The organism is Novosphingobium sp. Leaf2 (assembly GCF_001421325.1).
In the GTDB taxonomy this organism is placed as follows: Bacteria; Pseudomonadota; Alphaproteobacteria; order Sphingomonadales; family Sphingomonadaceae; genus Novosphingobium.
Window position 1 is genome coordinate 65,332 of sequence record NZ_LMJY01000006.1, and the last position, 25,624, is coordinate 90,955.

Consider the following 25,624-nt stretch of genomic DNA (forward strand, 5'->3'; position numbering starts at 1 on the left):
GCAACCGGTGCGGCACTGTGGCTGCACGTTCCCCTTGGAGAGGCCGGTGTCCGCCTTGAAATACTTGCGATCCGTGCTGGCCCTTGCGTGCCCCCTGCTGTTCGGCGTGACCGGGCCGATCGTCGCTTCAGACAGCGCGCTGCCACGCATAGATTATGCGCCGCTGACGGCGGAAACGCCGGCGCAGGCTCAAGCCCCGGAGGCAAAGGCACCGCCGCAGGAGCGCGATCGGCTCTATCCGTTCTACATGCCCATGAAGGGCCTGCGCGCGCCCGCGATCCGCCTGCGCATCAAGTGCGATGCCTCACGCGCGGCGGGTCACGAAGTCTATGACGGACGCGGCGCGGACGAGCTGTATGGCCGGGCGGAAGGCGGCTACGAATTCATCTACGAGGCGCTGGATGGGCAGGGGCAGCCCTGCGTCTACCCGTTCGCGCCGTGGATGCCCCAGATCACCGGGGCGCTGGACGGCACCCAATACATCATGCGCTCGTCCATTCCGGGTCGGCAGGTGACCTTCCGCACGGGAGATGAGTGGGCGACGATCGACTTGCGCATGTTCGACATCGGGCCGGCGCGCGTCCATTTCGAACTTCGGGACGTGGCGCTGGATTTCCCCGGCGCGATTCAGCCGATGGGGGCGCTTCATCTGGAAGTGACGGGCGCGAAAAAGCCCGGCCTGTTTACCGCCGTGGTGCGCCGCGCGCGCATATATGGCGGCAAGAACGCCATCTTCGCGCCCAGCGGAGAGACGATGCTCTATGTCGAGGACAGCGACATCGCCGGCAACGTGGGCACCAGCGCCGATCAGCAGCATACCACGTATATCAACGGCATTCTGGTATCGCATTTCCGCGATACCGCGCTGCACGGACAGCAGGCGTGGCAGAACGTAGCCAGCGGGCACCAGCTGAAGGACAAGGCGTACCTGCGCATTTACGAGAACGTCAGTGTCTCCAACCGCCCGAACCGGTCCACCGCTTCTGCGATGCCGCTTATCGACGCATCGGCGTATGGGTTCACGTGGTCCGAGGGCCTGCAGATCGAGCGGATCAGGCCGGCGCAGGATCCGCGCGACGGGCTCGTCGATCTGCGCAGCGAGATGCTTTACGGCGATCCGGCCAGCTATCCCTGGAGCGTGCTGGCGGACGGCAGCTGGCAGATGCCGGCGCAGCCGCTGGCGGCGCTGGACAAAGTGTATCTGTCCGTCTTCATCAACACCACGGTGCGCAGTTTTCGGCAAGAACCGTATGTCTTCACGCTACGCCCGCAAGGCACCGCCTTTGCGCCCGGCACCACCACGGTGGAGGGTACGGACCGGACCGCCCGTGGCCAACAGCGCATGGCCTCACTCGCATTCGGCACCAGTGGCGATGTGGCACGCCCGTATTCGCCGCAGGGCTGGACGTATGCCGATCCAGCCTTGCCACCGGGGGCGCAATGGGTGCTGAACCGCGAGGCGTTCATTCGCCATGCGCTGGGCCTGATCGGTCGCTGACGCCTAGCCCAGGGCCAGCTGCGGTTCGGACGATAGTGTCATCCCGCGCACGCTGCGCATTCTGGTGCGCCCGTCTGCCCCGATGCCGGGCAGGAAGAACAGCAGCGCGGTGCCCACCGCCAGCGTGACGATGATGGCGATCGAGGCCTGATCGTAAGATCCGCTGCTCCCATAGCTCAAGTCCATCGCCGCCGGGGTCAGCCCCTGCGCCAGGATCACGGCAGCGTACAGCACGGCGTTGATCGCGCCGAAATGCTTGAGCCCGAAGTAGCGCGAGCAGAAATAGGACAGCGCGCCGTATTCGGCGCCCATGCCGATCCCCAGCAGCACGCCAGCGCCGCTCATTGCCAGGCTGCCATGCCCGAACTGCAGCAGCCCCAGACCCAGCATCGCCGCGCCATACATCGGCACGACCAGCAACGGCGTGCGCAGCTTGTCCAACAGGCCGCCGGTCACCACCTGCCAGGCGGCGGTGACGAGCGCGAAGGTGGCGACCACGCCGGTCGCCTCGCCAAGGCCGTAGCCCCGGTCGGTCATCATCGGCACGACGTGAGTGAACACCGCCGTCATCCCGCCTGCACCGCTCGCCACCGCCACCAGCAGCACCCAGAAGCGGCGGGTTGAGGCGGCTTCGCGCAAGGTCATGCCTTCCAGCACCCGCTCGGGCGCGTTTTTCGCCTGCGGTGCGGTTTCCGGCATGTCATGCAGCCACGCCCACAGCAGCGGCACCCCGATGACCAGCACCAGCGCCCCGATGACGCCATACGTTGCGCGCCAGCCAATCAGCGGCAGCAGGATGCCGGCCACCACCGGCATCAGCGTTGCGCCCACGCCGTTGCCCACGCCAGCCGTGACGCCCAGCATCAGCCCGCGCCGGGCATCGAACCAGTTGGACACCACTTTCGCGATCATCGGGGATGCGCACAGCGATCCGGCAAGGCCGATGAGGCCGAACTGGAGGTAGAACATCCACAAGCTACCCGTGGTCAGTGACAAAGCCGCCACCAGAATGCCCAGCGCCACGTTGCCGGCCAGGATGAGAGGACGCGCGCCCACCCGGTCCATCGTGCGGCCGATCAAGGGATAGCTGATGGCGGAAATGACCGCGATCAGCCCGAGCACGCCCGAAACCGCCGCGCGTGACCAGCCCAGCTCCTGCGAAATCGGCACCAGGAACGTCCCGAACGGCGCGCTGATCGCGGCAGTCACGCATACCATATTGCCGGCGGTAGCGGCGATCGCCAGGTGTGCGGCGGCAGGGTCGCGTTGCGGTGGCGGCATAAGCGGGTCTCCGGTTGCGATGTGTCGCCACTAAAAGCCCGCAAGCGCCCGAACCCAAGCGATTCCTGCCCGGGTGCAACAAATCCTTCGCAGTTCATCAAGTCTGCGCCCTTGCGCGCCGGGGAAGGTCGTCCGACTTTGCCTCCAGCGCTCGGATCGGAATAGGCGGGCGCACCATGTTGCAGCAGGACGATACGTTACGATGAACGCTCAGACCGCCTCGATCGCCAACCCGGCCGCGCAGATGCCCACTTTCTTCATTCCCCACGGCGGCGGCCCGTGCTTTTTCATGGACTGGTCGGTGATGGGTGGCCCTGCCGATACGTGGGACAAGACGGCGGACTGGCTGCGCGCGCTGATTTCCACGCTGCCCGAGCGGCCCAAGGGCATCGTCGTGATTTCCGGCCACTGGGAGGAGCCGGCGTTCACCGCGTCCACCGCCGTGGAGCCGGGCATGATCTACGACTACTATGGCTTCCCGCCGCACACGTACCAGTTGCAGTATCCTGCGCCCGGATCGCCGGCGCTGGCCGAACGGGTGGTGGCGCTGTTGTCCGAAGCGGGGCTGCCCGCACGCACGGACCCGGCGCGCGGTTTCGACCACGGTGTGTTCGTGCCGTTCCTGCTGATCGATCCCGATGCGACCATTCCGGTGGTGCCGCTGTCGCTCAAGGCCGATCTCGACCCGGCGGAACATATCGCCGCCGGACGGGCGCTGGCGCCGCTGCGCGATGAGGGAATCCTGATCGTCGGTTCAGGCATGAGCTATCACAACATGCGCGGCTTCCGCACGCCATCGGCCACGCGGCCCTCGGCAGTCTTCGACCAGTGGCTTACCAGCGCGGTCGAATCCGCGCCGGCAGAGCGCGAGGCGCAGCTTGGTCACTGGGACGAGGCACCTGCCGGGCGCCAGTCTCATCCGCGCGAAGAGCATCTGCTGCCGCTGATGGTGGCGGCAGGGGCCGGGTACACATCGCCCGGCGCAAAAGTGTTCGGCGACAATGTGATGATGGCGGACATCTCGGCCTTTCGCTTCGGTTAGCGCCTGCCTCTCCCCCTTGTCGCAGCCCTGCAAGCCTGTAAGGGTATCCGCCGATTTGGGATGTGCGAGGGAGGCGAGGGCCGGTGGCCGATACGAACGGAAAGGCAGCGCGCCCCAGCGCCGATAGCGTGCGCCTGCGCATGGCCGAAGCCGGGATCGCCGCGCCTGACGAATGCGTGCCCGGCGTGCTTGCCAATCTGATCGTGCTGCAGGATCACGTCGCCACCTTGCGCGCCTTTGCGCTGGATCCGCGCAGCGCCAGCGCGATGCGTTTCGAGGCGTGATGGTGCCCTTCGCCATCCAGATGGCCGCGCGGGTGCGTGCCGGCGATGCCAGCGCGGTGCAGCTTGTCACTGCGGCATTTGAAAGGGCGCAGGCGCTAGGCAACGAGCGCAGCGGCTTTACCCGCCTGTTGCAGCGCCGCGCGCTGGCGAAGGCCGCAGCGGTGGACAAGCTGGTAGAAGCGGGCATCGATCCTGGCCCACTGGCCGGCGTCCCCTTCGGTGTCGCCGACTTGTTCGATGTGGCCGGGGAAATCACCACCGCCGGATCGCGCACGCGCAGCAAGGCGGCTTTCGCCAGCCGCGATGCCCGGGCGATCAGTCTGCTGGAAGCGGCGGGCGCGGTGCTGATCGGCACCCAGAACATCGACGAGTTCGGCTACGGCTTCGTCACCATGAATGCGCATTACGGGCTCACCCGCAATCCGCACGATCCCGCACGCGTGGCGGGCGGCGCGGCGGGCGGCTCCGCCGTGGGCGTGGCGACCGGGATCGTGCCGATCAGCCTGGCGTTCGACACCAACGGCTCGCTGCGCGTGCCCGCCGGGCTGTGCGGGGTCATCGGCCTGAAGCCCACGTATGGCGACCTGCCCACCGCCGGGCTTCACCCGTTCGTGGAAAGCCTTGACGTCGTGGGGGCCCTGGGCCGCGATCTTGACGATGTGGCGCTGGTGCGCACGATCCTGCGCGAAGGCGCGCCGGAACGGCAGGAAACCTTGCGCGGGGAAATTGCTTTCGGCCGCCTGATGAGCTGGTTCGATGACAATATCGCGCCCGAAATGCGCGGGCCGCTTGATGAATTCTGGAACCGGCTGGGTCGGGTCAGCTTCGAATTGCCGCATTCGGAGATCGCCCGCGCCGCTGCTTCGGTGATCATCGCGGCGGAGGGCGCCAGCCTGCACCGCCCGGCGCTGGAAGCCGACCCCATGCAGTTCGAGCCGCCGGTGCGCGATCGTCTGCTGGCCGGGTTGCTGATGCCCAGTGACGATTATCTGGTTGCCCAGCGGTTTCGCAACTGGATACAGGCACGCCTGCGCCGCCAATTCGAACTGGCGGACGTGCTGTTTACGCCGGCAGCGCCCGGCTTCGCTCCCACGATCGCCGATCCGACGATGACGTTCGAGGGCAAGCCGGTGTCGGCCCGAAGCCATCTGGGCATCTATACGCAGCCGATCAGCCTGATGGGGTTGCCCGCGCTGGTGCTGCCGCTGGCGGGCGATTTCGCCATGCCGCTGGGCGTTCAGCTGATCGCCGCGGCGGGCCACGAACCGCTGCTGCTGCGCGCGGCGCGCCAGTTGATCGACAAGGGGCTGTGCGCCGTTCCGCAGCTGCCGTCAGAAGGCTGAGCGGCGCGTCAACAAATGTGCCGCGTAGGCACAAGCCACGCCGCCGTGCCAGTCTAGAACAGTGCGGTAAGGACGCACACGCATGGATGCAGATACCCTCATCACCGGCGCCACGGTCATCACCATGGACAGCCAGCGCCGCGTCATCCGCGATGGCGCGGTAGCTATCGCCGGAGACGCGATCGTTGCCGTGGGCAAGAGCGCCGAGCTTGCCGGGATTGTCGCGCGCGACGTGGTGGATGGGCGCGGGTGGGTGCTCACGCCTGGTTTCATCAACTGCCACGTTCATATCACTGAAACCCTGATCCGGGGCTTCATCCCCGAAGCCCTGCCTTTCGACGAGGAACTGGGGAGGTGGGTGATACCGCTTTACAAGGGGCATACCCCGGCTGAGCAGGCGGTCTCCGCAAGGCTGGCGATCGCGGCCATGTTGCGTACCGGCACGACCACGTTTCTCGAGGCCGGCACGATGCTGGCGTTCGATGATATCATGGGGGCGATCGAGGGCACCGGCATTCGCGCACGCACGGGCCGCTGGACCGAAGACCGCGCGTGGGATCCGTCCGCCGACGCGCAAGGGCTGACGCGCGACGCCCTCGCCGCGCTGGAGGGCGATCTGGCGCGCTACCCGCAGGATGGCCGGCGCATCGCGGCATGGCCCAACCTCATCGGGCACAACACCGCGACGGACGCGCTGTGGCAGCAGGTTACGGAGTTGGCAAAGCGCACCGGCACTGGCGTTTCAGCCCACATGAGCCCGGTGGGTGACGATGCGCAGTGGTATCTCACGCACACTGGACAGCGCCCTGTGGCGCACCTTGACCAGCTGGGCGTGCTGGGACCGCACTTGAACCTGGTGCATATGGTGCACATCGACGCGCAAGAGGCCGCGCTCGTGGCGCACAGCGGGACCAACGTCACCCATTGCCCCGGCGCGGCGATCCGCTGCGGGTTTGGCGCTACCCGGTACGGGCTGTTTCCGGAAATGGCCGCGGCGGGCGTCAACATCGCGCTCGGCACTGATGGCGCAGACAACCACGACATTATGCGGGTGATGACGCTGATGGCAGCGCTGTTCAAGGACGCCCGTCAGGACCGGGCGCTGTTTCCCGCGCATCAGGTGCTGGAGATGGCGACTGTGAACGGAGCGAAGGTATTAGGCCTTGCAGATACGATCGGCAGCATCGCGGTGGGCATGAAGGCTGACATCGCAACGCATGATACGCGCCGTCCCGAATGGCAGCCGATCAACAACCCGGTGGATCAGCTGGTGTGGTCAGCCGATGGGCGCGGGGTTCATTCGGTGTGGGTCGATGGGGTGCGCGTGGTCGACACGTACCGGTGCACCATGATCGACGAGGATGCGCTGTATGCCGAGGCGCAGGCTATGGCCGATGACGTGCTGGCGCGCTCAGGGCTGCCTGCATTGGCGCAGTGGCCGATCGTATGAGGTCCTAGGCGTCCACGCCGCCTAGCGGCGGGTGGTGGCGGGCCCCAGTGCGGACAGGTCCACCGCATCGCCCATCACGCGCAGTGCGGCATCGTTGGGGTGCAGATGGTCGCCCGGATCGAAATCGGGCCGCAACTCCGATGGTGCGGCGGGATTGCGCACCGCAGCGTCGAAATCCACCACGGCGTCGAATATCGTTCCTGACCGGATAGCGGCATTGACTGCAAGGCGGGTCTGCTCCTTCTGCGGGTTCATGTAAAATGCACGCAGCGCCGGGGTAATCGTGCCGCCGATCACCTTGACGCCCAGCGCGTGGGCGCGCGCCACGAACGCGCGATAGCCGGCGATCAGCCGTTCCGGGGTGATGGCGTCCGGCCCCTGCGTTGCGCCTGCGCCGATGTCGTTGATGCCTTCCAGAAATATGATGTGCGTTACACCCGGGACGCTTGCCACATCGCGCGCAAAGCGATTGAGCGCCGATGCCGCCCGCCCGTCCTGCAGCACGCGGTTGCCGCTGATGCCCATGTTCACCACGCCGCAACGCCGGGTGGGCGGCAGCTGTGCCAAACGCTCCGCCAGGCGCCCTGGCCAGCCCCGGCTTTGCGGTGACAGGCTGGTGACGCCGTCGGTGATGGAATCGCCAAACGCCACGACGGTGCAAGGTGCTCCCCGTGTGCGGACGGATACCAGTGACAGGAACGGCCGCACCAGGATCGGCAGGAACATTGTTGGGGTGGTGGCTGGCGCAAAGGCCATGTACATGCCCGGATTGTTGCCAGCAGGCTGTGACGGGGTGGCCAAGGTGACGGTGACCACCACATCGTCCATATCCCGCACGGCGAGATTTACCGGATCGCTGACGATGGACTCGCCCCTGGCCAGCGTCAGGGTAGTTTTGCCGGAAAACGCGACCGGGCGCGCAGTGCCGGGGGCGACCTCCACGCCCGTAGCACCGGCGGGGGCGGAAACGCTCACTGAGGAGACCGACAACGGCGTTGTCCCCTCGGCGTTGCTGAGGGTGAAGCGCAGCGCATCACCCGCCTGCGTCAGCTTTACGCGATAGCGGAAAGCGCCAGGCGCAAACACCGGGTCCTGCGGCCCGGCATCGGCAGCCGCATACCCCCACGCCCCGGCCCATGCGGGCGCAGCCTGGGCAGGAATACTGCCAAGGGCAAAGGCGAAAACGGCTGCGGCAACACCAGCGGCAAAGGCGGAAGGGATACGCATGGCGCTCCTTTCCCGTTCGCCGCCCGCGTTGTCCAGCCTTTGTGCGCACATGTACCCAAAAGCGCAGCGGTCAGGAAATCAGGCGCGGCACCGCCATCGTGCGCACACTGAAGCGCGCTTCGGGATGTTCCGCGCCGCTGCGGGCCTCGGCCCGGTGCTGGACGACGCCGTTCTTGCCGAAGCCGGGCACCACCGGGCGGTCCGTCTTGCTGGACAGCCACAGGCGCAGCAGGTGGCGTTTGCGCTGGGGTTCGGGCCAGTCGGCAAATTCCGTGCGTGAATGCAGCGCGGCGTAGTTGGAGAGCCACTGGATGTCGCCGGGCCGGAAATCCATCGCGATCGCCATGCCCGGCTCGTACGTGATCTCGTCGAACAGGCGCAGCACCTCGATCTGGTCTTCGGTGAGCTGGGGCACGCCGGGGTATTCCTGCGCGGTGAGAATATATAGCGAGCCGGCATACATGCTGAATACCCCGTCCTCCATGCTCACCACCGGAGACGTGTAGGTGTCAGCCGGCGCGCTGTGATCCTGCCGCCGCCAGTCCCAATGGAACGGTTCGAGCAGCAGGTGAGCAAGATCGGGGCGGCGGCGCAGGATCTCGTTGTAGATCTCCGCGCCGGAAACCAGGCAGGACAGCCCACCTTCGCGCGCACCGCGCAGGCACATCAGCGCCACGATGTCCGAACTGTCGGAATGGTAGACCAGCTTGTCACGCACTTTGGAGGACAGCGCTGTGGGATCGTCCATCGTCTTGTCGCTGGTGGCGTAGACGTGATCGATCAGGTCGCCCATCTCGTTCTGGCGGATGGGATCGCCCATGTGCAGGCCCAGCACGTAGTAGATCGCGCTGGAAAGCGTGTCGGAATACAAGTCTGAACGCAGCCCGCGCACCAGTACGAAGCCGCGCCCGAAATCGACATCGGCGCGCCACGATCTGACCGCCTCAGCGCACGCGTCCAGCGGATAGTCCGCCGCCTGCACGAAGCGCAGGTCCGGGTCCGCATCGACGAAGCGGCGGCCCAGCGTTTCAAGCTCGGCGACTTGCGCCGCGTCCAGTTGGTAGACCCATTCCTGCCCCTCCATCAGCCGGTCGCCGCGCCAGGCGGCCTGGGTGAGTATCAGGGATGGGACTTCGGCAACGGTCATGCGGGCATCTCCAGACGGCGGTTGCGGCAGACCATAGGGGATCGCGGCCCGCACGTCTTGATGCTGGACGCACACCCACGTGCAGGCAGGGCTGCCGGCAGCGGAAACAACTTTTCGCCCTGGCCGTTGGGATGATGGCGTAAGTCCGTTGCTTACAGTCGGGCTGCCGGCGCAAAGAAAGAACCACGATCATGAACAAGCTTATCATTGCAGCGGGTGCGTTCGTGCTGGCCAGCAGCCCCGCTTACGCGGAACCCATGACGGCCCAGCAATACGTCGCCGCAGCGGGGGCGGGCGATCTGTACGAGCGCGAGTCCAGCAAGATCGTCATGGGCTCAACCGAAGATCCCCGTATCCGTGACTTTGCGCAGATGATGATTTCCAACCATACCAAGAGCACCGCCGAAGTGAAAGCGGCCACTGCCGCCGCACGCGTAAAGGTGGCGCCAGCCAGACTGAAGCCGGAACAGGCCAAGATGATCGCACAGCTCAAGGCCCAGCAGGGCAAGGCGCGTGACATGACGTACCTTACGCAGCAGAAGATGGCGCACCAACAAGCGCTTGCCTTGCATCAGGACTATGCCCGCAATGGCACCGCCAGGCCGCTGCGCGATGCGGCTGCTGCGATCACACCGGTGGTGGAACAGCACATAGCGAAGTTGCAGGCGCTATAAAGGCGCGGGGACGGGGCCTTATCGGCCACCGTCCCCAGACAGGCCGCCCAGCGCGCGGAACACATCCACTTGCGCAAAAGCCACGTCCCGCCCGGCGGCTGCGGCATCCGCGTCCGATGCGGCCAGGGTGCGCTGGGCATCCAGCACGTCCAGTGCGTCGATCTCCCCGCGGGTCTGCCGCGCCAGGCTGACGTTCGCGGCGCGGGCCGCCGCAACCTGCGCGGCGTCCAACCGCTCCTTGCGCAGCAGCGCGTTGCGATAGGCGGACAAGGCGGTTTCAGTTTCCCGCAAGGCGTTCAGAACTGCGCCATCGAACGTGGCGAGGTCCGCCTTGGCATCGGCGCGGGACTGGCCGATGCGGGCCCGGATAGCCTCCTGATTGGGGAACGCCCAAGACAGCATCGGCCCCAGCAACCAGCGCAGCGCGCCGCCACCCAGCACGCTGGCCGGGCCGATCGTGCTGCTGCCCACGGAGCCGCCCAGCGAGATGCGCGGATACAGATCTGCGGTCGCTACGCCGATGCGGGCGGTGTCTGCCGCGAGCCGCCGCTCAGCCGCCTTCACATCGGGGCGGCGTGACAGCAGCGTGCGGCCATCGCCCACCGGGATCGGCTGGGTGACGAGCGGGATGGTGTCCCGCGCAATGACGCCATCGGGCAGGTCCTGCGGCGTGCGGCCCGTCAGCAGCGCGATGCGAAACAGCGCCGCGTCGCGCCGCGCTTCGAGCAGCGGGATCGCGGCATCGTGTGCCTCGCGCAACTGGGTGATGCGGATCACGTCCAGCTTCTGATTGAGCCCGCGCTCGAAGCGGGCGTTGGTGATACGTTCTGACCGGGCGAACAGATCGACGTTGCGCTGGGCGACCACGATTTGCGCGTTCGCGCTGGTGGCATCGACATAGGCGCGCACGGTGTCGGCGACAACGGTGACCCGCACTGCGTCGGCATCCTCCCGGGCGGCATCCAGATCCGCGCGCGAGGCTTCGATGCCGCGCTTCACCCTGCCGAACAGGTCGATTTCGTAACTGACGGTGAGGCCGCCATCCACGCGCCGCCCCTGCCTGTCGGTGCCGGGCACGACCTCGCTTTGCGAGACGCGGCCATACGTGCCCGACGCGTCGATGCCGGTCTGGGGCAGGGCGTCCGCGCGCGATCCGCGCAGTGATGCGCGTGCCCGCTCGATCCGGGCGACCGCAACCCGCACATCGGTGTTCGCGGCCAGTGCATCTGCGACCAGGCGGCTGAGCACGGGGTCGTCATACAGGCGCCACCATGCGTCCTGCGGCGTGCCGGATGTAACGTCAGCAGACTGCACCCCCACGAAAGGCCCCTGGGCAGATGGCGACGGGGTGGGCGCCACATGGTCAGGACCAACCGCGCAGGCGGACAGGGCGGTGGCGGCCAGCAGCGCCGGAAGTGTCTTTGCGATCATCGCGCAATGTCCTTTCATTCGGCCGGAACTGCGTGGCCGTCAGGGCGTGCCGGCGCGCGGCGCAGCTTTTCGGCCAGCCCCCGGCACACAACGTAGAAGGTGGGGGTGAACAGCAGCCCGAACCCGGTGACCCCGGCCATGCCGAAGAACACCGCCGTGCCCAGCGCCTGGCGCAATTCCGCGCCTGCCCCTTGCGCGATCACCAGCGGCACCGCGCCCAGGATGAACGCGAAGCTGGTCATCAGGATGGGGCGAAGGCGGGTGCGCGCGGCATAGACCGCCGCATCCACGATCGACATGCCCCGCTCATCCTCGGCCTGCTTGGCGAATTCGACGACCAGGATCGCGTTCTTCGCCGCCAGCGCGATCAGCACCACCAGACCGATCTGGGTCAGGATGTTGTTGTCCATACCGCGCAGGTTCACACCCAGCATCGCGGCGAACAGGCACATCGGCACGATCAGCACGATCGCCAGCGGCAAGGTAAGGCTTTCGTATTGCGCCGCCAGCACCAGGAACACGAACAGCACCGCCATGCCGAACACCACGCCTGCGGTATTGCCCGCCGCCTGTTGCTGGAAGGCGATGCCGGTCCATTCGTGGCCATAGCCTGCCGGCAGCGTCTCGTCGGCCAGCTTTTCCATCGTGGACAGCGCCTGGCCGGTGGAATAGCCGGGCGCGACGTTGCCATCCACCTCGATCGCGGGGTGCAGGTTGTAGCGCACGACGCGATACGGCCCGGTCTTGTCCTGGAACGTGGCGACGGACCCGATCGGCACCATTGCGCCGGAACTGGAGCGGGTTTGCAGGTTGGCGATGTCCGCCACCGAGCCGCGACTGCCTTGGTCGGCCTGTGCAGTGACGCGGAAGGTGCGGCCCAGCAGGTTGAAATCGTTCACGAAGGCCGATCCAAGATAGACTTGTAGCGCCTCGAATACGCGCTCGGGCGGCACGCCCAGCATCTCGGCCTTGCGGCGGTCGACGTCGGCGAAAATGCGCGGCGTGTTCTGGTCGAACAGGGTGTAGATCTGCGACAGGCCCTTGGTCTGGTTGGCCTTGGCGATCAGGCCGCCGGCGGCATTGGCAAGCTCGGGATAACCGCGTCCTTCGTTGTCCTCCACGAGCATGCGATAGCCGCCGGCGGGCACGATGCCGTTGATGGTGGGCGGTGGCAGCAGCAGGACCTTGGCCTTGTCGTAGTCGTTGAGCGCCTGCGTGGCCTTGGCCATGATGTCCGCATACGTGACGCCCAGTTCCTTGCGCTTTTCAAAGCTCTCGAACGGGAAGTAGATCGCGGCGGCATCGGGCGCGGCGGTGCGCGAGGGGCCGTGAAGCCCTGCGAACATCACCGCGCCGCGAATGCCCTTGATCGGCAGCAGGCGCTTGGCAACGTCCTGCGTCACCGCGTCCGTCCGCTCTAGCGAGGCGCCGGACGGCAGGAATACCGCCGCCAGGAAGTAGCCCTGATCCTGGTTGGGGATGAAGCCTGCCGGCGTTGCCCAGAAAAGTCCCGCGGTGGCGGCGATCAGAGCGGCATAGACCGTCATCATGCGCGCTGGCAGCAGGACGAGGCGCCCGGTCAGCCGCGCATAACTCTCACTCAGGCGATCAAAGCCGGTGTTGAAACGGTCGGCTGCGCCCTGCAATACCCGGCGCCAGCGTGGCGCGGTTGCGGGCACGCGCTCGCGGTGGCGAAGCAGCAGGGCGGCCAGCGCCGGTGACAGCGTCAGTGACAAAAGCAGCGAGATCACCGTGGCCGTCGCGATGGTGACGGCGAACTGCTTGTAGAAGGCGCCGGAAATGCCGCTGATGAAAAGCGTGGGCACGAACACTGCGCACAGCACCAGCACGATCGCCACCAGCGCACCGGACACCTCGTCCATCGAGCGGCGCGATGCTTCGAGCGGAGAGAGGCCCTCCTCGATGTAGCGCTCGACGTTTTCCACCACCACGATGGCATCGTCCACCACGATGCCGATGGCCAGAACCAGGCCAAACAGCGACAGGTTGTTGAGCGAATAGCCCACTGCCGCCAGCATGATCGCGGTGCCGATCAGTGACACCGGAATGGCGATGATCGGGATGACGGCCGCGCGCCAGTTCTGCAGGAAGACCAGGATCACCAGCACGACCAGGATCACCGCCTCGAACAGCGTGTGATACACCGCGTCGATGGACTGGCCGATGAACTCGGTGGGGTTGTAGATCACCGAATAGTCCAGTCCCTTCGGGAACTTGGCTTTCAGCGTGTCCATTTCGGCGCGGATCAGCTTGGCGGTTTCCAGTGCGTTGGATCCGGGGCGCTGCATCACCGCCATCACCACGGTGGGCTTGCCGGACAGGTAGGTATTGGTGTTGTAATCCTGTGCGCCCAGTTCCACCCGCGCCACATCGCGCACGCGGACCTGATGACCGTCGGGGTCAGTGCGCACCACGATGTCGGAAAACTGCTGCGGATCGGTCAGCCGGCCCTGCAGTTCCACGCCCACCTGATAGGCGTTGCCTTTGTCGAACGGAGGTGCGCCGATCGCGCCGGCGGAAACCTGCACGTTCTGCGCGCGCAGGGCGGCCACGATCTCACCGGCGGTCAGGTTCAGTTGCGCGGCGCGGCCCGGATCGATCCAGATCCGCATCCCGTAATCACGACCGCCATAAATCGCTACATCGCCCACGCCTTCGATACGCGCCAGCTGGTCCTTCACTTGCGTCAACGCATAGTTGGACAGGTAATCGCGTCCGTATGTGCCGTCCGGTGACTGCAGGTTCACGACCATCAGGAAGTCCGGCGAGGATTTGCGCGTCACCACGCCCATGCGCTGCACTTCGTCGGGCAGGCGCGGGGTTGCCACCGCCACGCGGTTCTGGACCAGCACTTGCGCGGCATCGAGGTCGGTGCCGATCTTGAAGGTGACGGTGATCGTCACTTTGCCATCGCCGGTGGACTGCGAATCCACGTACAGCATGTCGTCGACGCCGTTGATTTCCTGCTCGATCGGCGCGGCAACGGTGTTCGCCACGGTCTCCGCCGAAGCGCCCGGGTATTGCGCCGTCACGGTCACGGTGGGGGGCACAATATCGGGATACTGGGTGATCGGCAGGCCGATGAAGGCCAGCGCGCCGATGATCGTGATCAGTACTGCAATGACGCCGGCGAAGATCGGGCGGTCGATGAAGAAACGGGATAGTCGCATGAAAGCTGGCCCTTGAAGGCGCGCGTCGAAAGCCCGGCGGGACATCCCCGGTCGCAGGTGTTCCGGCGCGCCGGTTGGCGCGGGAGGTCTGGTGCGTTCGTAAGGTTGCGCAGCGCCAATGGGCGCGGCGGATCAATCCAGCGTTGCTTGCGCTGCTACCGGTTCGGTACGGGCCGGCGCTCCCGACGGCGCCGGAATGTCGGAGGCGATCCGCCCTGGCTTTGCCTGAACTTTCGCCCCGGCGGCAACCGCCTGGAAATTGGAAATGACGACGGCATCATCCGGGCGCAAACCCGAACGAATGACCCGCAAGTTGCCAACCAGCGGGCCTGTGTCCACGGGCCTGCCGGCCACGGTGCCATCTTTGCCGACGACCATCACCACCTTGCGTGTCTGGTCGGCCCGCACGGCTTCGTCCGGAACCAGCATGGCCCGCACTTTGCCGCCGTTGGCCAGCCGCATATTGCCGAACATGCCCGGCGTCAGGAACCCGCCGGCGTTGTCGAGGCTGGCGCGCACCCGGATCGTGCCGGACCGGGCATCAAGACCGTTGTCGGTAAAGTCCAGCGTGCCTTTCCAGCGATATTCCGTCTCGTCCTGCAGGCGTACTTCCACAGCGGACGGCGCCCGGTTAGCGGCCTTGTCGCGCTGGGCCTTCAGGAACAGCGATTCCGAAGCATCGAAGGTGAAGTAGATGGGGCTCACGGCGTTGATCGTCGTCAGCAACGTGGCGTTCGCGCCGCTTTCGCCGGACACGAGATTGCCGGCATCCACCTTGCGGTCCGATACGCGGCCGGAAATCGGGGCTCGCACGGTGGTGAACCCCATGTCCAGACTGCGCGCCGAAACCCGTGCCTGCGCCGCTGCCAGCGCGGCTTCCGCAGCGCGGACGCGGGCACGGCGGCTGTCCACTTCGCTGGCAGCCATCGCCTCGTCACCGGTGAGGCCGCTCACGCGGGCATAGTCGGACCGGGCCAGCGCCAGCGCCGCGCGGGCCGAAGCGGCATCGGCCTGAGCTTCGGCCAGAGCGGCGCGATAGGGGCGTGGATCGACCTGAAACAGCGGCTGGCCCTGCCGCACGTAATCGCCGTCACGGAACAGCACTTGGGTAATTGCCCCGGAAACGCGCGGGCGAATGTCGACCGACTTGCTGGGCGCGAAGCGGCCCACGTAATCGTCCCACTCGGTCACGTCGCGCACCAGTGGATGGGCCGTCTGCACCACCGCTGGCGGGGGCAGGGCGGCGGCGGTTTCGGAACGCCCGAAGATGGCCCAACCGATCCCCGCGATGGCGACAAGCGCCAGTCCGCCAACCGCGATCGGCATCCGGCGCGATCGCGCGATTTTGCCGGACCGATCCGGCGCGTACTCAGCCGGGATTTGCAGCGAGGTTGCAACGTTCACGCAGCCAGCCTCCGAAAGGGCGCGCGTTCGCGCCCGATGATGTCGACGACCGCGCCGATCTTGGCTTCGCTCCAGCCTGCCTGCCGGGCTTCGCGCAGCGCCGAGACGGGCAGGGTATAGCCGTGGTGCCAGGCCCGCACGGCCAGGCGGCGCAGGCTTTCCAGCTGCGCGTTGGCTAGCATGGCGGACGGCGGCGTGGGGCCCAGCACCAGCCGGGCAAACCAGCCCCGCTTGCGCGATGGGCGCAGGGTGTCCAGCGTATCGCTGCGCGCCAGTGCCACGATGCGGCGCTCCAGCGCGGAAAGCGTCTCGGTCGGGCTGGTCGCCGCCAGGGCAGGAACGGCCTGATACGCGGCGTCTGAAAAATCGATGAATGCCATGGCTCGGTACTCCGGCGGGTGAGCCCCGGCGCGCGCCCCAGGGACAGGGGGGGGAGAGCGCGCACCGGGGCAACTCCCGGCTTGGGGCAGCCGGGAGGGTCTGGATGCAGCGGTGCATCGTGCGGACAAAGCTGTCCGAACGGGGCGCCGCCGTGGCGTTTGGCAAAGTCACACGCATGCCGTTGCCGGGGCAACAGCCGCACATGCGACAATGGTCCAGCCGATCAGGCTGGTCGTTGAGGGAAACCCTGGTCCCGCTGCATCAGCGCGATTCGGGCAGGTCATTCTGTACCGATTGGTATATATTCACTTGTGCACTGCGTCAAGCAGCTTTCTGTACCGATCGGTAGATTAGAAGCGAAAAAGATTTTTCAAGAGCATGAACCGGCGTTTAACGCGCATGTAGGCGAAAGTTCAGGCTTTGACCGGACGATCGCCCGGATCCGCATGTCAGCGGCGTGGCCACATCGTCAGGAACGTGTCGATCGCGCCTTGCAGATCCTCACGCTTGGCCCCGCCTTGCGCTTTTACCGACAGGCCCTGCAGCACCGTCATCAAACAGCTTGCCAGCTTGGTAGGGCATACGCTTTCCGGTAGATCGCCGTCTGCCTTCGCCTGTTCGAAGCGGCGGACCACGGCAGCTTCTGACGACGCGCGGCGCGCCACTACATCGGCGCGGATCGATTCCGCTTCGGCGGTGCAGCCTACCATGCTGATCACGCCCAGGCACCCTTGCGGGTCGCTGGCGCCGCAGTGGGTGGCCAGCGCGCAGTTCAGCAAACGCTCGGCCACTTCGTGCGCGGTCTTGGCTTCAAGGGCGGTGCCGATGTATTTCAGCTTGTCCCGTTCGTACAAGTCCAGCGCTTTTTTGAAGAGAGCTTCCTTATTGCCGAAACAGGCGTACAGGCTGGGCTTGGTGATGCCCATCGCCTCGGTCAGTTCCGCCATCGACGCGCTTTCGTAGCCCCGTCGCCAGAACACCTGCAGCGCTGCTGCAAGGGCCTGATCGGGATCGAATTCGCGGGGGCGGCCCCGCGTTGCGGACGCCAGCGCCAAAGGTGCGGAACATTTCATACCGAACGGTATATAGGGGTGTGCCCGCGCAGAGTCCAGTGGATGGGTCCGATGGATGACAGCGCGCCAAAGGTCCGATTTAATCCCGCCGGCAGGGTTGCGGCCCGGCGGGTCCACCCAGTAAAGCACGCGCCCCGGCCGTAATTTGGAGTGCAGTTTTGGATACCGTGTCGATCGTGCTTTTCCTTCTGCTGGCAGTCGTGGTCAGCGGAGCCATTGCGCGAATGGTGCCGTTTTCCATCCCCACCCCGCTGGTGCAGATCCTTCTCGGCGCGGTGATCGGACTGTCCACCTCCCACCGGGTGGACCTCGATCCCGAACTGTTTCTTTTCCTGTTCCTGCCCCCGCTGCTGTTCCTGGATGGCTGGCGCATTCCCAAGGACGAATTGCTGAAGGACGCAGTCGTGGTGGTGGAACTGGCGCTGGGGCTGGTGCTGCTCACCGTTGTGGGCATGGGGTTTTTCATCCACTGGATGATCCCCGCCATGCCGCTCGCCATCGCCTTCGCGCTCGCCGCCGTGGTTTCACCGACCGACCCGATCGCGGTGTCCGCGATCGCCGCGCGCGTGCCGATCCCCAAGCGCATGATGCACATCCTGGAGGGCGAATCGCTGCTGAACGATGCGTCGGGCCTGGTGTGCCTGCGCTTCGCCGTAGCCGCCGCGCTGACCGGCACGTTCTCGGCCGGTCAGGCCGCGTTGAGCTTCGTGTGGGTGGCCGGGGCCGGTTTGCTGATCGGTGTGGTCTTCACCATTGCCGTGATCCGCGCCAAGGCCTGGGTGACCAAGCGCTGGGGCGAGGATACCGGCTCGCAGATCCTGGTGAGCCTGCTGATCCCCTTCGGCTCCTACACTCTGGCCGAGCACGCGCACGCATCCGGCATCCTGGCGGCGGTAAGCGCGGGGGTGACCATGACGTTCGCCGAAATCTCGCGCCAGACGATGGCGGTCACGCGCATGCGCCGCAACTCGGTGTGGGACACGCTGCAGTTCGCGCTCAACGGCATCATTTTCGTGCTGCTGGGCGAGCAATTGCCCGTGATCCTGGCCAGCGCCAGGCAAACCGTGGCGCTGACCGGGCACAGCGATCCCTGGTGGCTGGCGTTCTATGTCCTGGCGATAGTGGCCGGGCTTGGCCTGCTGCGTTTCGCCTGGGTCTGGGCGTCGTTGCGGCTCACGATCCTGCGGCACATGCGCCGGGGCATCAGCGTCAATAACCCGGGCTGGCGGTTGATCGTGGCAACGTCGGTGGCGGGCGTGCGCGGCGCCATCACGCTGGCGGGCGTGCTCACCCTGCCACTGGCAATGAGCGATGGTACGCCGTTTCCCGGCCGCGACCTGGCGATTTTCCTGGCCGCCGGCGTGATCATGGTGTCGCTCGTCATCGCCAGCGTTGCTTTGCCGGTACTGCTGAAAGGCCTTGAAATGCCGCCGGAACCGGCGCGGCAGTCGGAAGAAAAAGGCGCGCGTGTTAATGCGGCGCAAGCGGCCATCCGCGCGATCGAGCACCGCCAGCACGCGCTCGCCGAAGAAAATGGCGAGGCGGATCTGTACGTTGATGCAGGGGCGCAGGTCATGGATCTGTACCGCGAGCGGATCGACAGTCTGGGCGAGCGTCAGTCCAGCGAAACGCGCGCCGCCGATCGCCTGCAGCGCGAATTCCGGTTAATCGGCGTGCGGGCCGAGCGCGCGGTAGTCGCCCAGATGGTGCGCGCCCGCACCATCGGCAGCGAAACCGCACGCAAGCTCAACCGCGAGCTGGACTTGACCGAGGCGCGCATCCTGGGCTGACCCACCCGGTCAGGATGTTTCGATCCGCACCGGCACGCCCTTTGCCGCCGGCGTCTTCGACAGCTCGTCATGGTGATCGAGCGGCACCAGAGGATTGAGCTCGGGGAAATACCCGGCCAGACACCCGCGCGGCAGGTCGTAAGGCGTGACCGTCAGCCCGCTTACCGCACGGCGCCTGTCATCGCCGCAGTCGGTCACCAACGTGACCACAGCGCCGTCCGCTAGCTTCATGTCCGCCATATCCGCCGGGCTCATCAGCACGATCATGCGATTGCCGGACAACCCGCGCAGACGATCGGAATACCCGTAGACCGTGGTGTTGAACTGGTCGTTCGAACGCAGCGTTACCAGCGTGAAGCGCCCCGCCGCCTTGGTCAGGCCACTGTTGGTCAAGACCGTGGGGACGGTGAATTCCGCCCTGCCGCTCTCGGTCTTCCAGATGCGATCATGCGCCGGATTGCCGCGATAGAACCCGCCGGGCTGGTCCATCCGCGCGCTCATGTCGTAAAACTCATCCGGGTAGGTGCGCGCGATCAGTTCGCGGACTTTGCCGTAGTCTGCCGTCCATTCATCCCATGCCCAGTCTGGGCGCGGTGGCAAGGTGGCCTTGGCGATGCCGGTGATGATCGCCAACTCGGATTTCAGGTGCTCGCTTGCCGGGGTGCGGCGACCGATCGAACCGTAGATGTGGCTGAAGCTGTCCTCAATGCTCACCTGCTGGGGGCCGCTGGCCTGCCTGTCGTCCTCGGCGCGGACCAGGCACGGCAGCAGGAAGCTTTCCTTGCCGGGCCGCAGATGGGTATGGTTGAGCTTCGTGGCGATATTGACGGTGATGTCCAGGCCAGGCCATGCACCATCGAAGCGGGACTGGTCGGGAACCGCGCGCACAATGTTGCCACCAAGACCTATGAAGCCTCTGGCGCTGCCATCCAGCAGGGCTTCCAGAAACTCGACCGTAGTATGGCCTTTTTCAGTCGGTGGGTCGAAGCCGAAGATTTCGCGCAGCTTGTCCAGCGGAACAAGTTCCGGCTTTTCGGAAATGCCGACGGTGCGCTGGCCCTGCACGTTGGAATGGCCACGGATCGGCTGACAGCCGGCACCGGGTCGCCCGATGTTGCCGCGCAGCAGCAACAGGTTCACCAGCATCCCGATGGCCTGGGTGCCATGCACCTGCTGGGTCAGGCCCATGCCGTAAATGCCGATGACATTTTTGGCCTGGGCATAGACATCCCCCGCTGCTTCCAGTTCGGCGCGCGAAACGCCGGAATTCTCCTCAATCTCGTCCCAAGTCGTTGCATGAACCTTGGCGATGAAGTCGTCCATGCCGTGGCAGTGTTCGTCAAGGAACGCGCGATCCAGAACATTGCCGGTTTGCGCATCTAGTTCCAGCACCCGCTTGCACACGCCCATCAGGGCCGCGATATCGCCGCCGGCCGCGACCTGTACGTACTGATGCGCTATCTGGGTGGGCTTGCCCAGCGTCATCTGCCAGGGGTTTTGCGGGTCGGTGAACTCCAGCAACCCCTTTTCGCGCAGGGGGTTGAAGGCGACAATCTTGCAGCCCCGCTTCACCGCATCGTTCAGCGGATGCAGGATGCGCGGGCTGTTGGTGCCGGGGTTCTGGCCAATGTAGAAGATTGCGTCGCACTTCTCCAAGTCCTGGAACGTGCAAGTTCCAACCGGAGAGCCCAGCACTTTCTTGAGGCCGACTGAGGTCGTCTCGTGGCACATGTTGGAGCTGTCCGGCAGGTTGTTGTTGCCATACATGCGCGCCAGCAGGGCGTAGAGATACGATGGTTCCAGCGCCGCCTTGCCCGAAGCGTAGAACGTCACGGACTTGGGTTCCAGCCGCTTGAGCGTAGCGCCGATCGCGGCGAAGGCCGTCTCCCAGCTGACCGGCAGGTAGCGGTCGCTTGCAGCGTCGTACCGTAGCGGATGCGTCAGCCGGCCAGCGTCTTCCAGATCAAAGTCCGACCAGGTCTTCAATTCGCTCACCGTATGGGTCGCAAAGAATTCCGGGGTGCAGCGTTTTGGCGTCAGGTCCCACAGCGTGGCCTTGGCGCCGTTTTCGCAGAACTCGGCGACGTGCGGTTCGGGCGGCTTGGCCCAGGCGCACGATGAGCACATGTAGCCGCCCGGCTTGTTCTGCTCTTTGAGGGTGGCGAGAGCGCTGGGGCCGGCTTTGGTCGTCAGTTCAACGCGGGCCATCCCCTCCATCGAACCCCAGCCACCGGTTGCCTTATTGTAATGCCGCGGCTGCGCCTCATCGCTCATGGTATACCTTTCACCGTCGGGCCGAACGCGCGCATGCTACCCGATGCCAGCGCCGCTTTTGTGTCATTCCTCGTAACGCACGGTACGGTATGTGTGTTCACGGTGCCAACAAATTACTGGGGCGCCAGGCACACACACGCGGCGGGCAAAAGAAAAGCCGGCCCGAAGGCCGGCTTGTGAAGTTTTGGGAGAGGATGCCTGAAAGGCGCTTTCCGTATGCGTCATGGTGCGGTGCGGCGCAATTGTCAAAAACGCAATTATTGATGCCTTTTGTGCACAATGCGCATTGACGAGGGCTATTCGCTCGCCGTTATAGTCACCGGATTTCACATTATGTGAAAACGCCATTCCATATTTATCGATGGCGCCGGGCGTAAACTGCTGGCATCACGATCACGATATACGGCTGTCCTGGCACTTGCTGCCGTGGGCGCCGCGCTTGGGAAGGTTTTGCCATCATGACCGTTTTGACCGATACGCGCTATGTCTACCGCTTTGGTGGCGGCGTTGACGATGGCGGCAAAGGTGACCGCAATCTTCTGGGCGGCAAGGGCGCCAACCTCGATGGCATGGCCGCGATCGGCCTGCCGGTTCCCCCGGGCTTCACGATCACCACCGCCATGTGCACCCGGTATTACGAAGAAGGTGGCGCCTATCCTGAAAGCCTGTCCGCCGAGGTGGCCAACGGAATCGCGCACATCGAGAAGGTGACGGGCAAGACTTTCGGCAACCCGGCTGATCCATTGCTGGTGTCGGTCCGTTCCGGCGCGCGCATTTCGATGCCCGGTATGATGGACACGGTGCTGAACCTTGGTCTCAACGACGAGACGGTGGAGGGCCTGGCCGCGACATCGGGTGACGAACGTTTCGCATGGGACAGCTATCGCCGGTTCATCCAAATGTATGCCGACGTGGTGCTCGAACTCGATCACGGCGCGTTCGAGGAAGCGCTGGAGATCGCCAAGGAAGACAAGGGCTACGACCTCGACACCGACCTCACCGCGGCGGACTGGAAAGCCCTGGTCGGCGAATATAAGGCGCTGGTGGAAAAACTTTGGAACAAGCCTTTCCCGCAAGACGTGCATGATCAACTGTGGGGCGCGATCAGTGCAGTATTCGGAAGCTGGCAGTCGGACCGCGCCAAAGTCTATCGCCGCCTCAACTCTATCCCCGGTGAATGGGGTACGGCGGTCAACGTGCAGGCGATGGTGTTCGGCAACATGGGCGAGACGTCCGCAACCGGCGTTGCCTTCACCCGCGACCCGGCCACTGGCGAGAATGCATATTACGGCGAATACTTGATCAATGCGCAAGGCGAGGACGTGGTGGCGGGTATCCGCACCCCGCAATACCTGACCAAGGCAGCGCGGGAGCGCGCCGGGGCCAAGCCGCTTTCGATGGAAGAGGCGATGCCGGAAACCTACGGCGAACTGGCGCGCGTGTTCGACATCCTGGAAACGCACTACCGCGACATGCAGGATATAGAATTCACGGTGCAGCAGAACAAGCTGTGGATGCTGCAGACCCGTTCCGGCAAGCGCACCGCCAAAGCCGCGCTCAAGATCGCGGTGGACATGGCTGAAGAAGGCCTCATCACCCAGGAAGAGGCTGTATCGCGCGTCGATCCCGCCGCGCTTGACCAGCTGCTGCACCCTACGCTTGACCCCAAGGCGTCGCGCGATGTGCTGACCAAGGGTCTGCCGGCATCGCCCGGCGCGGCATCGGGCGCGATCGTGCTGGATGCCGACACCGCCGAAAAGCTGGCCGAACTGGGCAAGGCGGTGATCCTGGTGCGCGTGGAAACGTCGCCCGAAGACATTCACGGCATGCACGCGGCGCGCGGCATTCTGACCGCACGCGGCGGCATGACCAGCCACGCGGCCGTGGTGGCGCGTGGCATGGGCCGCCCTTGCGTATCGGGTGCGGGCAGCTTGTCGATCGACAATGCGGCGCGCACGGTGCGTATCGAGGGCCGCGTGCTGAACGAAGGCGATATCGTCACCATCGATGGCTCGACCGGCGAAGTGATGGCCGGCGAAGTTGCCACCGTGCAGCCTGAACTGGCCGGCGATTTCGGCACCCTGATGGTCTGGGCGGACAAAGTGCGCCGCCTGCGCATTCGCGCCAACGCCGAAACCCCGCAGGACTGCCGCACCGCGCGCGAATTCGGCGCGGAGGGTGTGGGGCTGTGCCGCACCGAACACATGTTCTTCGATGCCGCCCGCATCACCGCGGTGCGTGAGATGATCCTGGCGGACAGCGAGGCCGGTCGCCGCGCCGCGCTGGCCCGGTTGCTGCCCGAACAGCGCAAGGATTTCACCGAAATCTTCGAGGTCATGGCGGGCCTGCCGGTCACGATCCGACTGCTCGATCCCCCGCTGCACGAATTCCTGCCGCACGGCGATGCCGAGTTCGAGGAAGTGGCGCGGGCCGCGAACGTTACCGTCGAAACGCTCAAGCGCCGGGCGGGCGAACTGCACGAATTCAACCCGATGCTGGGTCATCGCGGCTGCCGCCTTGGGGTGACGTATCCGGAAATCTACGAAATGCAGGCGCGCGCCATTTTCGAAGCGGCGCTGGCCGTGAAGGAAAAGAGCGGCGACGCGCCGATCCCCGAAGTGATGATCCCCCTCGTCGCCACCCGCAAGGAGTTGGAACTGATGAAGGCGATCGTCGACCGGGTTGCGGCTGAAGTGTTCGCGGAAAAGAGCGCCACGGTGGAATACCTTGTCGGCACCATGATCGAACTGCCGCGCGCCGCGCTCAAGGCCGGCGAAATTGCCGAGGTGGGTGAGTTCTTCTCGTTCGGCACTAACGACCTGACTCAGACCACCATCGGCATCAGCCGCGACGATGCCAGCCGGTTCTTGGGCCAGTATGTGGAAAAAGGCATCTTCGCGCGCGATCCCTTCGTGAGCATCGACGTGGAAGGTGTGGGCGAACTGATCGAACTGGCGGCCGAGCGTGGCCGCGCCACGCGCCCCGGTATCAAGCTGGGCATCTGCGGCGAGCACGGCGGCGATCCGGCCTCCATCGCGTTCTGTGAAAAGACCGGGCTCGATTACGTTTCCGCCTCGCCTTATCGCGTGCCGATCGCTCGCCTTGCAGCCGCGCAGGCGGTGTTGAACGCGCGCTAGAACCGGCGGGCCATGGCTGCGTCGAGGAGGAGCGATGCGGTAATGGCCTGCCCGGCGGGAAGTGCGGTTAACCCTGCGCTTCCCGCCGCCTAGCGTGCTGTCGCGCGCGCCATCAGAAAATCCAGCAGGAGCCGGGTCGAGCCGTCCACGGCGGCGGCGTCGGCCACCAGCAGCAGCTGGCGTTCCGCCCAAGGTTCATCCAGCTCCACCAGCTTGAGGCCCATCGCGCTCACGAAATGGAGCGCGGCCTCGCGCGGCAGGATACCGATGCCGAATCCCGCCTGGATCATCCGGCAGACCGTATCGTAGCTGTCCACGGCAGCGCGCAGGCGAAGCGGCCAGCCCTGCTCCTCCGCTGCTCGCATCAGCAATCGCGTGTTCGCGGTTTCGTGCCCCATCTGCACGAACTCCATGTCAGCCAGCGCCTGAAAACGCACGGACTGCATGCCGAACAGGACATGGGGCAGCGCCACAACCGCCAGCCGGTCGCGCCGGTATTGCCAGCTTTGCAGGCCGGTGAGGCCTGGCTCGGCGACGACTACACCCAGCCCGCCGCTGCCGCTGCGCAGCCGGCTGACGATATCCGCGCTGTGCGCCTCCTGGATGTTGAGGCGGATCTTCTGCTGCGTCGCTCCAAACGCCGCCAGGTCCGCCGGCAGGAATTGCGCCACCGCCGACGTGCAAGCCAATATATCGACGCTGCCTTTCAGCCCTTGCGCATAGTCGGACAAGTCCGAAACGGTTGCACCCACCTCGCGCATGATGCGGTGCGCGTGGGCCAGCAGAGCCTCGCCCGCCGGCGTCACGCTGACCCCGCGTCCGTTGCGCACCAGCAGCGGCACGCCCAGTTCCTCTTCCATCTGCGTCAGGCGCCGGCTGATCGCACCGATCGCAAGGTTCGCGCTTTGCGCCGCGCGTGACAGGCTGCCAAGTTCTGCCACCCGGATGAACAGTTGGAGCGTGGTGAGGTTCAGCATCGGTTAGTCACACGCTGGCA

At 65.6% G+C, this 25,624-nt stretch carries 18 protein-coding genes; 8 read left to right on the top strand and 10 right to left on the bottom strand.

The features are described from left to right. Positions 1–46 precede the first annotated feature (46 nt). Positions 47–1,498 carry a hypothetical protein gene (locus tag ASE49_RS05820; RefSeq protein WP_162234229.1) on the top strand — a complete coding sequence of 484 codons (1,452 nt, stop codon included), beginning with the start codon at positions 47–49 and terminating at the stop codon, positions 1,496–1,498. A 3-nt stretch (positions 1,499–1,501) separates the two neighbouring features. Here ASE49_RS05820 and ASE49_RS05825 read toward each other — a convergent pair whose 3' ends face one another. Continuing rightward, complete coding sequence (locus ASE49_RS05825; protein WP_056769284.1) at positions 1,502–2,779, bottom strand: MFS transporter; 1,278 nt, start codon at positions 2,777–2,779, stop codon at positions 1,502–1,504. Positions 2,780–2,981: 202 nt separating this feature from the next. Between ASE49_RS05825 and ASE49_RS05830 the strand changes: the two genes are divergently transcribed. The 4 genes from ASE49_RS05830 (at position 2,982) to ASE49_RS05845 (ending at position 6,898) form a co-directional block, all read left to right on the top strand. Continuing rightward, positions 2,982–3,821: a DODA-type extradiol aromatic ring-opening family dioxygenase gene (locus ASE49_RS05830; RefSeq protein ID WP_056769286.1), complete on the top strand. Its 840-nt coding sequence runs from the start codon at positions 2,982–2,984 to the stop codon at positions 3,819–3,821. A gap of 83 nt (positions 3,822–3,904) precedes the next feature. Further along, positions 3,905–4,105: a hypothetical protein gene (locus ASE49_RS05835; RefSeq protein WP_056769289.1), complete on the top strand. Its 201-nt coding sequence runs from the start codon at positions 3,905–3,907 to the stop codon at positions 4,103–4,105. 2 nt (positions 4,106–4,107) lie between these two features. Then, positions 4,108–5,448 carry an AtzE family amidohydrolase gene (locus ASE49_RS05840; protein WP_442945946.1) on the top strand — a complete coding sequence of 447 codons (1,341 nt, stop codon included), beginning with the start codon at positions 4,108–4,110 and terminating at the stop codon, positions 5,446–5,448. Between the two features lie 82 nt (positions 5,449–5,530). Beyond that, a complete protein-coding gene (locus ASE49_RS05845; protein WP_056769292.1) occupies positions 5,531–6,898 on the top strand; it encodes an amidohydrolase family protein in 1,368 nt (455 codons plus the stop codon). A gap of 21 nt (positions 6,899–6,919) precedes the next feature. Here the strand turns inward: ASE49_RS05845 and ASE49_RS05850 are convergent, their stop codons facing one another. Beyond that, positions 6,920–8,125, bottom strand: a complete 1,206-nt coding sequence (locus tag ASE49_RS05850; RefSeq protein ID WP_056769337.1) for an SGNH/GDSL hydrolase family protein — start codon at positions 8,123–8,125, stop codon at positions 6,920–6,922. Positions 8,126–8,195: 70 nt separating this feature from the next. Continuing rightward, positions 8,196–9,272 carry a TauD/TfdA family dioxygenase gene (locus ASE49_RS05855; RefSeq protein WP_056769294.1) on the bottom strand — a complete coding sequence of 359 codons (1,077 nt, stop codon included), beginning with the start codon at positions 9,270–9,272 and terminating at the stop codon, positions 8,196–8,198. A gap of 191 nt (positions 9,273–9,463) precedes the next feature. Here ASE49_RS05855 and ASE49_RS05860 point away from each other — a divergent pair, with 191 nt between their 5' ends. Then, on the top strand, positions 9,464–9,946 hold the full coding sequence (locus ASE49_RS05860) for a DUF4142 domain-containing protein (protein WP_056769296.1): 483 nt from the start codon (positions 9,464–9,466) through the stop codon (positions 9,944–9,946). An 18-nt stretch (positions 9,947–9,964) separates the two neighbouring features. Here ASE49_RS05860 and ASE49_RS05865 read toward each other — a convergent pair whose 3' ends face one another. The 5 genes from ASE49_RS05865 to ASE49_RS05885 form a co-directional block, all read right to left on the bottom strand. Then, on the bottom strand, positions 9,965–11,377 hold the full coding sequence (locus ASE49_RS05865; RefSeq protein WP_056769298.1) for an efflux transporter outer membrane subunit: 1,413 nt from the start codon (positions 11,375–11,377) through the stop codon (positions 9,965–9,967). A gap of 14 nt (positions 11,378–11,391) precedes the next feature. Then, positions 11,392–14,568: an efflux RND transporter permease subunit gene (locus ASE49_RS05870; protein ID WP_056769300.1), complete on the bottom strand. Its 3,177-nt coding sequence runs from the start codon at positions 14,566–14,568 to the stop codon at positions 11,392–11,394. A 132-nt stretch (positions 14,569–14,700) separates the two neighbouring features. Further along, positions 14,701–15,972: an efflux RND transporter periplasmic adaptor subunit gene (locus ASE49_RS05875; RefSeq protein ID WP_235522857.1), complete on the bottom strand. Its 1,272-nt coding sequence runs from the start codon at positions 15,970–15,972 to the stop codon at positions 14,701–14,703. Beyond that, entirely contained in the window at positions 15,969–16,352 is a 384-nt protein-coding gene (locus tag ASE49_RS05880) for a hypothetical protein (RefSeq protein WP_056769302.1), read from the bottom strand. The genes ASE49_RS05875 and ASE49_RS05880 overlap by 4 nt, the downstream gene beginning before the upstream one ends. 450 nt (positions 16,353–16,802) lie before the next feature. After that, positions 16,803–17,426 carry a TetR/AcrR family transcriptional regulator gene (locus ASE49_RS05885; RefSeq protein WP_056769305.1) on the bottom strand — a complete coding sequence of 208 codons (624 nt, stop codon included), beginning with the start codon at positions 17,424–17,426 and terminating at the stop codon, positions 16,803–16,805. Positions 17,427–17,584: 158 nt separating this feature from the next. Between ASE49_RS05885 and ASE49_RS05890 the strand changes: the two genes are divergently transcribed. Then, a complete protein-coding gene (locus ASE49_RS05890; RefSeq protein WP_056769306.1) occupies positions 17,585–19,216 on the top strand; it encodes a Na+/H+ antiporter in 1,632 nt (543 codons plus the stop codon). Positions 19,217–19,225: 9 nt separating this feature from the next. On the opposite strand, the gene ASE49_RS05895 is transcribed toward ASE49_RS05890, so the two are convergent. Beyond that, entirely contained in the window at positions 19,226–21,490 is a 2,265-nt protein-coding gene (locus ASE49_RS05895; RefSeq protein WP_056769308.1) for an FdhF/YdeP family oxidoreductase, read from the bottom strand. 458 nt (positions 21,491–21,948) lie between these two features. Here ASE49_RS05895 and ppdK point away from each other — a divergent pair, with 458 nt between their 5' ends. Then, a complete protein-coding gene (gene ppdK / locus ASE49_RS05900) occupies positions 21,949–24,627 on the top strand; it encodes a pyruvate, phosphate dikinase (RefSeq protein WP_056769310.1) in 2,679 nt (892 codons plus the stop codon). 89 nt (positions 24,628–24,716) lie between these two features. Here the strand turns inward: ppdK and ASE49_RS05905 are convergent, their stop codons facing one another. After that, positions 24,717–25,604 (bottom strand): LysR family transcriptional regulator, encoded by an 888-nt coding sequence (locus tag ASE49_RS05905; protein ID WP_056769312.1) that lies wholly within the window; start codon positions 25,602–25,604, stop codon positions 24,717–24,719. Between the last annotated feature and the right edge of the window lie 20 nt (positions 25,605–25,624).

Bases quoted from the DNA above. Each gene is read 5' to 3' on its own strand.
- ASE49_RS05825 (WP_056769284.1), bottom strand. From the start codon at position 2,779: ATGCCGCCACCGCAACGCGACCCTGCCGCCGCACACCTGGCGATCGCC.
- ASE49_RS05830 (WP_056769286.1), top strand. From the start codon at position 2,982: ATGAACGCTCAGACCGCCTCGATCGCCAACCCGGCCGCGCAGATGCCC.
- ASE49_RS05845 (WP_056769292.1), top strand. From the start codon at position 5,531: ATGGATGCAGATACCCTCATCACCGGCGCCACGGTCATCACCATGGAC.
- ASE49_RS05850 (WP_056769337.1), bottom strand. From the start codon at position 8,125: ATGCGTATCCCTTCCGCCTTTGCCGCTGGTGTTGCCGCAGCCGTTTTC.
- ASE49_RS05855 (WP_056769294.1), bottom strand. From the start codon at position 9,272: ATGACCGTTGCCGAAGTCCCATCCCTGATACTCACCCAGGCCGCCTGG.
- ASE49_RS05860 (WP_056769296.1), top strand. From the start codon at position 9,464: ATGAACAAGCTTATCATTGCAGCGGGTGCGTTCGTGCTGGCCAGCAGC.
- ASE49_RS05865 (WP_056769298.1), bottom strand. From the start codon at position 11,377: ATGATCGCAAAGACACTTCCGGCGCTGCTGGCCGCCACCGCCCTGTCC.
- ASE49_RS05870 (WP_056769300.1), bottom strand. From the start codon at position 14,568: ATGCGACTATCCCGTTTCTTCATCGACCGCCCGATCTTCGCCGGCGTC.
- ASE49_RS05880 (WP_056769302.1), bottom strand. From the start codon at position 16,352: ATGGCATTCATCGATTTTTCAGACGCCGCGTATCAGGCCGTTCCTGCC.
- ASE49_RS05885 (WP_056769305.1), bottom strand. From the start codon at position 17,426: ATGAAATGTTCCGCACCTTTGGCGCTGGCGTCCGCAACGCGGGGCCGC.
- ASE49_RS05895 (WP_056769308.1), bottom strand. From the start codon at position 21,490: ATGAGCGATGAGGCGCAGCCGCGGCATTACAATAAGGCAACCGGTGGC.
- ppdK (WP_056769310.1), top strand. From the start codon at position 21,949: ATGACCGTTTTGACCGATACGCGCTATGTCTACCGCTTTGGTGGCGGC.
- ASE49_RS05905 (WP_056769312.1), bottom strand. From the start codon at position 25,604: ATGCTGAACCTCACCACGCTCCAACTGTTCATCCGGGTGGCAGAACTT.